The 10,205-nt window shown below is 64.5% G+C and carries 7 protein-coding genes and 1 tRNA gene; 5 read left to right on the top strand and 3 right to left on the bottom strand.

Annotated features, from left to right (window positions below; translation table 11 throughout):
• The first annotated feature begins 65 nt into the window (after positions 1 to 65).
• From gltJ to MYMAC_RS23955, 4 genes are all read left to right on the top strand, one after another.
• Positions 66 to 2,099, top strand: coding sequence for an adventurous gliding motility protein GltJ (gene gltJ, locus MYMAC_RS23970; RefSeq protein WP_095959770.1), 2,034 nt, complete (start codon positions 66 to 68; stop codon positions 2,097 to 2,099).
• Between the two features lie 236 nt (positions 2,100 to 2,335).
• On the top strand, positions 2,336 to 3,247 hold the full coding sequence (locus MYMAC_RS23965; RefSeq protein WP_095959769.1) for a hypothetical protein: 912 nt from the start codon (positions 2,336 to 2,338) through the stop codon (positions 3,245 to 3,247).
• Positions 3,248 to 3,437: 190 nt separating this feature from the next.
• Complete coding sequence (locus MYMAC_RS23960) at positions 3,438 to 3,920, top strand: toxin-antitoxin system YwqK family antitoxin (RefSeq protein ID WP_095959768.1); 483 nt, start codon at positions 3,438 to 3,440, stop codon at positions 3,918 to 3,920.
• 107 nt (positions 3,921 to 4,027) lie between these two features.
• A complete protein-coding gene (locus MYMAC_RS23955) occupies positions 4,028 to 5,128 on the top strand; it encodes a TIGR04552 family protein (protein ID WP_095959767.1) in 1,101 nt (366 codons plus the stop codon).
• Between the two features lie 59 nt (positions 5,129 to 5,187).
• Here the strand turns inward: MYMAC_RS23955 and MYMAC_RS23950 are convergent, their stop codons facing one another.
• Together MYMAC_RS23950 and ffh are read right to left on the bottom strand one after the other, a co-directional pair.
• Positions 5,188 to 6,555: an Ig-like domain-containing domain gene (locus MYMAC_RS23950; RefSeq protein ID WP_095959766.1), complete on the bottom strand. Its 1,368-nt coding sequence runs from the start codon at positions 6,553 to 6,555 to the stop codon at positions 5,188 to 5,190.
• Between the two features lie 227 nt (positions 6,556 to 6,782).
• Positions 6,783 to 8,429, bottom strand: coding sequence for a signal recognition particle protein (gene ffh / locus MYMAC_RS23945; protein ID WP_095959765.1), 1,647 nt, complete (start codon positions 8,427 to 8,429; stop codon positions 6,783 to 6,785).
• A 310-nt stretch (positions 8,430 to 8,739) separates the two neighbouring features.
• Here ffh and MYMAC_RS23940 point away from each other — a divergent pair.
• Positions 8,740 to 8,825: transfer RNA gene (locus tag MYMAC_RS23940), tRNA-Leu, on the top strand.
• Between the two features lie 16 nt (positions 8,826 to 8,841).
• Here MYMAC_RS23940 and MYMAC_RS23935 read toward each other — a convergent pair.
• Positions 8,842 to 10,062 (bottom strand): tyrosine-type recombinase/integrase, encoded by a 1,221-nt coding sequence (locus MYMAC_RS23935; RefSeq protein ID WP_013941418.1) that lies wholly within the window; start codon positions 10,060 to 10,062, stop codon positions 8,842 to 8,844.
• Positions 10,063 to 10,205: the final 143 nt, after the last annotated feature.

The raw sequence follows: 10,205 nt of genomic DNA, 5'->3' as shown, positions 1-10,205 counted from the left end.
CTCCGGCTGCCACTTCTACGATTCAGGCGGGATTTCTCCCGTCATTTCCGAGGCTTACGGGAACGATGCGTTTCGTCTGCGACAGTTGCCGCGCGCAGTACATGATCAGCGACGACAAGATTGGCCCCAAGGGGGTCAAGGTTCGTTGCAAGAAGTGCGGCCACACCATCACCGTGCGTCCCGCTGGCGCGACGGCCGCAAAGGACTCCGCGACGGAGTCCTCGACCTCCGAGGCTGCCGCGTCGGCTGACCCAGGCAAGGGCGGTGACACGACCGCCGCGGCGATGCCGGCGACGCTGGGCACCCCACCCGAGGGGGGGCTCTTCACGGACGTGGAAGAGGACGAGATTGGCGCCGTCTTCGACCAGGTGCTGAGCTCCGGCACGCAGAAGATCTCCACCGACGCGGAGAATGAGGCCGCCGCCCGCGAGGCGTCCGCGGAGAACGTGCGCAAGCTGGCGGAAGCGGAGGCCGAGCCGGACAAGGAAGAGGCCAAGGCCAACGCGGCGGCGCACGAGTGGTACGTGGCCATCGACGAGAAGCAGGTCGGTCCCTTCAACGTCGACAAGGTCAAGGACCTGTGGGACCGCGGCGAAGTGGGCCCGGACAGCCTTTGCTGGCGCTCGGGCTTCAGTGACTGGATTCCGTTGTCGGAGACGGCGGAGCTTGCGTCGGTGCTGGCGCCGCGGCCTTCCAAGCCCGTCATCGTCGCGCCCGAGCCCGTGTCGGGCTCGACGCCCACGGTGTCCTCGGGCCCCGTGCAGTCCGCGTTCAGCGCGGGCAAGGGGGCGCGCGGTGATTCCGGGCCCGCGAGCGCCTCCGAGGAGCCCGTGGGCTGGAAGCCGTCCGCGGCCAGCGTGCTGGCCTCGCTGGTGAAGGAAGAGAACGACGCGCTGTCCAAGCCGCCTCCGACGCCCGCGCCCGCCCTGGGCCGGGAGCCGGTGTCGCAGTCGCGGCTGTTGGATGTGCCCATGCCGCCGCCGGAGCCGGTGTCCTCGCCGTCCCTTCGGGGCGCGGACGTGGCCATGGCGCCTCCCATGGCCGCGCCCATGCCGTATGGGCAGCAGCCGGTGCCGCAGCAGTACGCCCAGCCCGCGCCCATGCCATATGGGCAGCAGCCGGTGCCTCAGTACGCGCAGCCCATGCCCGCGCCGTACCCGCCGCAGCCGAACTATCCGGCCTCCTATCCGCCGCCGGGAGCGGGGCAGGGTGGGGGCAGGGGGAAGACGGGGCTCTTCGTGGGCATCGCCGCCGGGCTGCTCCTGGTGGGTGGTGGCGCCGCGGCGTTCTTCATGAAGGGTGGGGCGAGCGCGGAGACGGCGCCGGCGAATCCTCCGGTCGCAGCGGCGCCGCCCGTGGCCACGCCGCCTCCCGCCGCGCCCGCGCAGCCTCCCGCGAACACGGCGCCCGTGGTGGCCCAGGCGCCCGCGAATCCGGCGACGCCTCCGGCGAACACGCCGCCCACGGAAGTGGCCGCGGCGCCGGGGAGCACGCCCCCGGCCACGCCGACGCCTCCGGCGAACACGCCGCCCACGACTGTCGCGACGGCTCCTCCGGCGGAGACGCCGAAGCCCGCGGAGACGGTGGTGGCGAAGGTCGAGCGTCCCAGCAGCCGCCGCAGCTCGTACTCGTCGCGTCGGCAGGAGCCGGAGCCGCGCGCCTCGGCGCCCGCGCGCAACGAGCGGCCGTCGTCGAGCGATTCGGACGATGACTTCGACGAGCTGTTCGGGACGAAGAAGTCGAGCCCGGCGTCGTCGAAGCCGTCCTCTGCGCGTCCGACGGCATACGTCCCGCCCGAGCCGGGGGGCGGGGTGCCGGACCGGCTGCAGCAGTCGGACATCATGGCGGTGGTGCTGGCCAACAAGCCGGCCATCGTGAAGTGCGTCAACGAGCAGAAGAAGAAGGACCCCTCGTTGAGCGGCAAGCTGGTGATGCGCTGGACCATCCAGACGAGCGGCAAGACGTCCTCGGTGTCGTGCCGCACGAATGAGTTCCGCTCTACCTACATGGCGAGCTGCATCTCCGGGCTCATCAAGAGCTGGTCCTTCCCGCGTCACAAGCGGCAGGGCGAGCCCATCGACTTTCCGTTCACCTTCTGAAAGTTGGAGCGTCATCGAGGCCATCGCGACATGGGCGTCGCGGTGGCCTCCGCTCCTGCTGTCTGCTTGTGCATCGGGTGAATTTTCGGGCCCGGCCGCCGTCCGGAGGGCGTCGACACTCGTTGACACGTCCGGATGGGCGGGGCTAAGCCTGACTCGCTCGCAGGGTTGTTGGGGCTTGGTAGCAGTGGCCGGAGGCCCCCCGGGCGGCGTTCCAAACAAGAGGAAATCTCAACATGCAGCTTCGCAAGATGATGTTGATGCTCACGGCGCTGGGCGCGATGAGCGGTCTCATGGCTGGTTGCGGTGACGACTCGACGTCCCCGGGCGCGTGCTCCAGCAATGACGAGTGTGGCGAGTCGGAAATCTGTCATCCGACCGCCGAGATCTGCGTGCAGACCTGTAACTCTGGTTCGGACTGCCCCTCCACGGCGAAGACCTGCGCCCCCCTGGGCGGCACGGGCCCCGACGCCACCACGAGCATCTGCCAGTGCTCCACGGACGTGCTCTGCAACGGTGGCACGGACTCCGAGTCCACGGACCTGGTCTGCTCCAACCTGGACAACGTCTGCGTGACGGCTTGTTCGTCGGACGCGGACTGCACGAGCGGCCGGACCTGCGATACGACCACCGGCCAGTGCGAAGAGGGTGACACCGAGCCCGAGCCCGGCGAGAGCTGCTCTGGCGAGGGCCTGTCCACCTGTGACTACGGCCTCATCTGCTCCAGCGGCACCTGCTCCGAGCCGCCCGCGCCGACGTGCCAGAACTACACGAACTTCCCCAACAAGGCGGATCTCGGCAACACGGGCCCCATCATCTACAAGGTGGAGACCGTTAGCGCGGCGACGGATAGCTTCTGCGGTTCAGACGCGCCCAAGCGCCTGCGCATCCGGGTCTCGGCTTACTCCAGCACCTCGTTCCCTGCGCGCTCGCAGGATCTGAGTGACTTCTTCTACGTGGTCACGGATGGTGGCCGGGACAACGCGGTGGTTAGCAGCTCCTCGGGTAACTACACCGTGTCGGGGGCCAACAACGACCAGGCTCAGATCATCGTGAGCCTGTGCGTCGGTGCGAGCAGCACGACGAACTCCGCCGGCTTCTATTTCAAGGACGGCAACTTCGTTTGTCACCAGTCCAACTACCAGTGAGCAGGCGAGCTGGTAGTTGATCTCGAAGCCCCGCCTTTCCAAGGGCGGGGCTTTTTCATCGTGAACGTCAACTCGACGCTTGGTCGGCGAGCGCGTTCATCGTGGCAATTGGGACGCGTTGAATTACGCCACGCTTCAATCGTCATGAGCCTGAGCGCGCCGGCATCCCGGCGTCTTGAAAGGAGCGTCTATGTTGGTTGGCAATCTGATGCGAGCGCTGCCCCTCTCGCTGGCGCTGATGGCTCCGGCTGCTTTGGCGGAGGGCCCTGTCGGGAGGGTATCCTGTCCGGCTGGGACCGTTCAGACGGGGACGAAGACGGAAGGCCTGATGTGCTCTAGGGTCGATTCCAAGCACGGTCGGTCATCCGCTCAGGGGCCCTACGTCGCGTACCACCCCAATGGCAAGTTGGCCGTCCGAGGCCAGTTTGAGAACGGCCTCAAGGTGGGAACTTGGACGTTCTTTGATGAAGCGGGCGTGCTTGAAAGCACCTCCGAGTTCAAGGATGGTGGCTGGCATGGCCAGCGCGTCCGGTATTTCCCGAACGGGAAGCCCCAGCGCATCGAGGAGTACAGAGAGGGCCGCAAAAACGGGCTGGTCAAGGAGTTTGCTCAGGACGGCCGCGTGCTCAGCCAGGTCCAATACGAGAACAACCGCGTTGTCTCCGCTCAGTAGCTGGCGGACCCTGCAGTAAGAACGAGGGCCCTCTCCCACCTGGTGAGGGCCCTCATTCGTTTGAGAGCGCTTCCCCATCGGAGTCGGCTCGGCTAGGAAGCTCAGGTGTGAAGGCCCCCTCTCTCACACCTGTTTTGCCGGATATCCCCATTCGCACGGTGGCGCAAATGGGACTCCGCGAGCTCGAGCGCATCCGGCTCATACTCCGCGGTGGGTCGGTCATCGACTGGCGGAGGATGCACTTCCAGACGCGAGACGAGGTCGACAACTTCCTTCGTCTGCTTCAACTGGACCTATCACGCCCGTACGATGAGGAGTGGGCTCGGGGCGTATTGTCCGAAGCTGTCGAATACTTGCGTAAGACGTTCAACTACCGTGTGGCGGATGCGGTCGCACGGCCTGCGGAGATTCACGACCTGTTTCTCTATGCGGCCGGCGTGAAGGGGGTGCCTCGTCATCGCAGGATTGCGTGTGTCGTGCTGAAGGTCATGCACGTCATCCAGCACATTGAAGGTCGAGACCTGCTCTTCCGGCTACCTGTGTCAGAGGCGGAGTTGGCAGAACTCATCATGGAACGGGTGATGGGTGTCGCCGCCGAGATGCAGTCGAAGGGGCTGCCTATTGTGGAGTTCGCGCACTCCATCAAGACCCAGGACTCGCTCGTTACCAAGTTGCTGGCGAAAAAGGAGACCGTTGCCGCGCAAGTCTACGATAGGACCCGGTTTCGAGTGGTGACCCGGAGGCGGGAGGACTTGCTGCCTGTTCTCTACTATCTCGCCCAACGCCTGTTTCCCTTTCACCTGGTTGTCCCGGGGCAGACTGAAAACACGCTGATGCCGTTCAAGTCTGTGCTCGCTGAGAACCCTCACTTCGAGCAGTACATCCCGCGACTCCATTTGGACCGTGATTACGAGGACCGAGAGATCGCTGGGGGGAACGCCTTTTCGGGCAATACCTACCGCGCGCTCAACTTCGTGGTGGACCTACCCATGCGAATGGATGCCTACCTTCCCTTGCCAGAAGAAGACACCCGGCAGCGCAAGGGGCGTATCATCATCTCGCTGGTCGAGTTTCAGATTGTCGACGAGGAGACCGCGCGGCTCAACGAGCGCGGCGACAATGCTCACGAGGCCTACAAGCGGCGCCAGAAACAGCGAGTGCTAAAGCGCCTGAGCCAGGGCCTCGTGGTTCCCAAACGACAGGAATAGTGACTCCGGTGGGCGCCGTTAGGCGAGCCGCCCACTCACGGCTCGCCCCATTCATTATGTCACGGATATTCGTAGACGACCTCTAGCTCAGCCAGAGTGGGATACGTGCCTGAGCTTGAACGTAGTTCGTCTGTATCGTCGTTGTTATCGGTTTCTCGGGCGAAACGGAGACGGAACTGGGAGTTATGGTTTCGTTCCACCCGGTCTGCCCAGTCTTGTGCCACGTATGGCGTGACGTCGAACTGTCCCGGCAAGCCAGTCTCTGCCGCAGTAATGGTGAGACCGGTGGCTCGTGGTTGCGCGTTGTAAGCTGCAGTGAGTACTGGGCTATCAGGCTCTTCGACGGACGTCTGGGGTAGGTACTCGCCCACGTCTACAGGCTCCATCAGGAGCGGCCCAAGCTTTTCGAATGGCTGGCCTAGTTGATTGGTGGCCCACCACCTGATTGTCGACTGGTTGATTCGGATGAGAACCGAAGGCAATGCGTCGAGCTTGAACCCGAGGAAGAGCCGACTGCTTTGATTGGCGCTGTTATCTCCGATGCGCTCAATCTGGTAGATAGCGTAATTCCGGTAGTGGGAGTCTGGCACGTCAGAGGTCGTGATGCTGCCACTCATCGCGTAAACAATGGGCAGTACCATTGAGCCTTGGCGAACGACCCTGAATTCTCGGTGATTGGCCTCTGTCAGAAAGTTGCCTGCTTTGTCCTTGGCAAGAGCGGAAATTTGCCAGGACAGAGTGGTGCCATACGCCGCGGTGATAGGCAGCGTGTAGGTCATCACCGTGTCGGCTTCATTCCAGGAGAAGTTTCCGGAATTTTGGCCAGCGGGCGATGTGATGGCGAAGGCGGTTTGGACCGAGGTCCTTTCCATGGGCTCAGAGAAGAGAATTTCGATGACCGCGTCACGGGGCACGCCGATGGCAGCATGGCCGGGCGTCGTGTTGAGGATGGTGGGCGCAGTTGTGTCGGGGGCGGGGCCCGTTGTGGTGAACGTAAAGGAGCGTGTTCCTGTCAGGGGGTGACCATCAAGGTCCTTGGCATCGACGGTGACTGTGTAGGTTGTGTTCTCACTTAGCCGCGACCAGGGATGCAAAATGGCCGTTGCTCCCTGATTGGCCCACTCGATTCGGGCCAGTGTCACCGAGGGCTGGATGACGAAGCTCAATGAGTCCGCTTCGATAGGTCTTGAGAACGTAAGCACGGGCAGCATTTCGAGTGAGACTTGCGTCGACCCAGCAGCGGGCAATGTGTCGAGCAAGGTGAGTGGCTGAACCTCCTCGGAGCCTGCATCGGACGTCGAGCCAGCATCCGCGTCGGGCCTGTTCGGGGGCGACTCGACCTCCGGAACGTTGATGCATGCCGTTGCTGCGGAGAAGACGAACAACAGGGGAAAAAGGCGTCGTCGATGGTGCATGCCGTTGCTCACCGCAAGAACCGTTCCGAGCTTGGGCGCTCGGAATGGTGGCCGGGATGTGAGGCGGCCGCTTCTCTTCTGCCTCTTCTTGCGAGATGAGGGCAAGGGAGCGCTCTGCCTCGACCATGGACCAGTCGAGACGGGAGTCTCGCTTGCAGGACCCCAGTGCAGAAACACGAACGCCCGCACTCCCAGCACGGATGCGGGAGGCGGGCGTGGGCACCGGGGCCGCGAGGGGCCTACTTCTTCTTCCGGTTCTTCTTCTTGTTCTCCTTCTCCCGCTTGCGGCGCTCCTTGATGGCGTCGCGGTCCTCGCTCTTGCCGGCGGCGGAGGGCGGGGCGTAGCCCATCAGCCGGGCCTTGGCCATGGCGGCCTGGCCCATGGGCGGCGTGTAGCCGGGCGCAATCTGCGGAAGCTGCATGGGCATGCCCATGCCGGGCATACCGCCGCTCATCATCTTCTCCATCATCTTCGGGTCACCGCCGAACATGCTGGAGAGGTCCATGTTCTTCATCTGCGACAGCTGACCCAACTGCTTGAAGCCGGGGATGCGGCCCAGCAGGCCCGGGTTCTGCCCGATGGTGCCCATCACCTGCTGCATCATCCCGAACTTCTGGAGCAGCTCCTTGACCTCTTCGACCTTGCGGCCGCTGCCCTTGGCGATGCGGTTGATGCGGCTGTTGTTGACGGTGTCCGGGCGCAGGCGCTCCTTCGCCGTCATCGAGTCGTACATCGACTCGATCTTCGTGAGCTCCTTCTCGTCCGGGTTGAGGTGCTCGGTGAGGTCGCCGAAGAGGGGGAACTTCTCCAGCAGGTCCTTGAGCGGTCCCATCTTCCGGACCATGCGGATCTGCTCGACGAAGTCCTTCATCGTGAACTGGCCGGAGAGGAGCTTCTTCGCGTCCTCCTCGGCCTTCTTCTCGTCGACGACCTTCTCGAAGTCCTTCATCAGGCCGACGATGTCGCCGAACCCGAGGATGCGGCCCGCGAGGCCCGCCGGACGGAACTCCTCCAGCTTGTCCATGGACTCGCCCATGCCGAGGAACTTGATGGGCTTGCCCGTGACTTCCTTGATGGACAGCGCGGCGCCGCCGCGGGCGTCACCGTCCAGCTTGGTGAGGATGAAGCCGTCCAGCGTCAGCCGCCGGTCGAACTCGGCCGCGGTGCGCACGGCGTCCTGACCAATCATCGCGTCGCACACCAGCAGGATGTTGTCCGGCTGGACGTTGCCCTTGATGGACTCCAGCTCGGCCATCAGCGCCTCGTCGATGGCGAGCCGGCCGGCGGTGTCGATGAGCACCACGTCGCACTTCTGCTCGCGCGCGGCGGCGTAGCCCCGCCTGGCGAGCTCGGGAGGCTGGATGCCGGGCTCGTGGTAGACGGGGACCTTGAGCCGGTCGCCCAGGACCTTGAGCTGGTCCACGGCGGCGGGGCGGTAGATGTCGGCGGCGACGAGCAGGGGCTTGCGCCCTTCCTGGAGGAGCCGGCTGGCGAGCTTTCCGGTGGTGGTCGTCTTACCGGAGCCCTGGAGGCCCACCATCATGATGCCGGAGAGCTGGCCCTGGGGCTTCAGCTTCAAGCTGGTGTCGACGGGCCCCATGAGGGCCTCCAGCTCGTCGTGGCAGATCTTGATGAAGTGGTCCATGGGGCTGACCTTGCGCTTCTGGCCAGCCGTGTCGGTGACGGTTGTCTGCACCAACTCGCCCACGGACTTCTCGCGGACGCGGGCGACAAACTTCTTCACGACGTCGAAGGCGACGTCGGCCTCGAGCAGGGAGACGCGGATGTCGCGCAGCGACTCGTCGACCAGCTCCGGGGTGAGCTCGCTCTTGCCGGCGAGGCGGTTCTTGGCGGCGCGGAAGCCCTTGGTTACGGTCTCGAGCATGGGGGGCGCTTTATAACAGGGTCAGGCGGGATGCGACGGTGGAGCACATCCCGGCCGTCGAACTGTGAAGAGAAGGGGCCCGGAACCGGCCGCCCAGACGGTGAATCCGACCCAGGGTCCTGGATTCTTCAACACTCTTGAGGGGTTGGCGCATCCCTCTGGGGCTCCGGGAAGGGGCCTGGGCGCTCCCAAGGCGCGGAATGGGCGCCCAGGCCTGCTTGGGTTCCCGACGGCAAGGGGGGGAGCCGGGGCCTGCACGAGGCCTTTGCAGGAGGCAGGACAGCCCCTGTAGGGTGCTGCTCGCAGCAGGGCACGAGTGGCGGAACTGGCAGACGCAGCGGACTTAAAATCCGCTGGCCCGTAAGGGCCGTCCGGGTTCGATCCCCGGCTCGTGCATTGAATTGTTCAGTGATTACGTGTGGTTAGGAGCGGCCTCCTTCCATGTTGCACGTATGTCGCACGGCAGAGCGAGAGGCCGGTCCAAAACGGCGACTGCCTCTCTCCGAGTGTCGGGGCTCAGGTGGGCGTAGCGATTCGTCATTTCGATGGTCGCGTGCCCCATCAGCTCCTGAATCACCTTCAGCGGGACACCCCTCATCGCGAGATGGCTGCCGTAGGTATGGCGCAGATCGTGCCAGCCGATTTGCCCCACTTCGCGGGTGATGCCCGCCGCCCGGAGGGCGCGACCCAGCGGTGCCGCCATCTTGCCCTTGGTGAGTGGCTGCCCGTCCTCCTGACAGAAGACGAACCGCCCCCGACGGTGCCGGTGGGCGTTGAGCGCATCAACCACGGAGGCGGGCAGGTCGACCGTCCGTTCACGCCCACCCTTCGGCAAACCCTCTATCCCGCGCCAAATGGTCCTGCGAACGTGAAGCAGGCCCCGCGTCAGGGTCAGGTCGTGCCACTGGAGCCCGATCAGCTCCCCCTGCCGAAGCCCCGTCTTGATGGCGACGCGCAGCAACGTGCGCCATTCGGGCTCAGCGACGGCGAGAAGCTGATCCGCTTCTTCAAAGCTCAGGAAGTCGAAGGGAGGCTTCGGTAGCTTCCCGAAGGGCTTTACGCGCGGCGCCTGCCGGATGACCCCATGCTCTTCTGCCAGCGTCAGGAGCTTGTGAAGCACGGTCAGCACGTTGTTGATGGTCTTCAGGCTCAGGGGCTTGGGCTCGCTACGCTGCCGCTTCCGGATGGCTCGCTTTGACGCGGAGTCCTGCCGCTTGTGAGCTGCCGACTTCTTCTTGCGCATGTGCGCCTTGAAGTCTTCGATTTCGGCCAAGCCGATGTTCGCGAGCGCCACCTTCCCGAAGAATGGGAGGATATGATCTCTGAGAATCTGTCGTTTGCTGTCGACGCTTGAGTGCTTGTTGTTGTTCTCGCTGTAGGTGAGGAGTCGCGGGGTGAAGTCCGCAATCGTGATGGGGCTCTCCTCGCCGCACTGCTCCTTTCCGAAAGTCCCGTTGAGCAAGGCGCTTCGCAGCTCGCGTTCGTACTGCTCAGCACCCCGACGGGTCTGGACGGGCGAGAACTTCACGACTCGCTGTTTCCGTCCGTCCGCGTGCTGAAACACGAAGTCCACTTGCCACGCCTCCTCAGACTTTCCTTCCTTCGTCGTCCACTTCCGCAACCTGGCGCTCATCGTCGACTCCTAACACTACTGCGTCAGGGGCCCGAGGGGTGGACGGGGAGGCCGAGCAGGCGACGAGAGGTGCGGTGCTGGTTGGCGCGGTGGCAGGTGGGACAGCGCGGCATCCAGGTGGCAATCACCCGCGCCATCGCGAG

Source organism: Corallococcus macrosporus DSM 14697 (genome assembly GCF_002305895.1).
Taxonomy (GTDB): Bacteria; Myxococcota; Myxococcia; order Myxococcales; family Myxococcaceae; genus Myxococcus; species Myxococcus macrosporus.
Note: the sequence above shows the minus strand (reverse complement) of the source record. Positions and strands in the feature narration are given on the sequence as shown.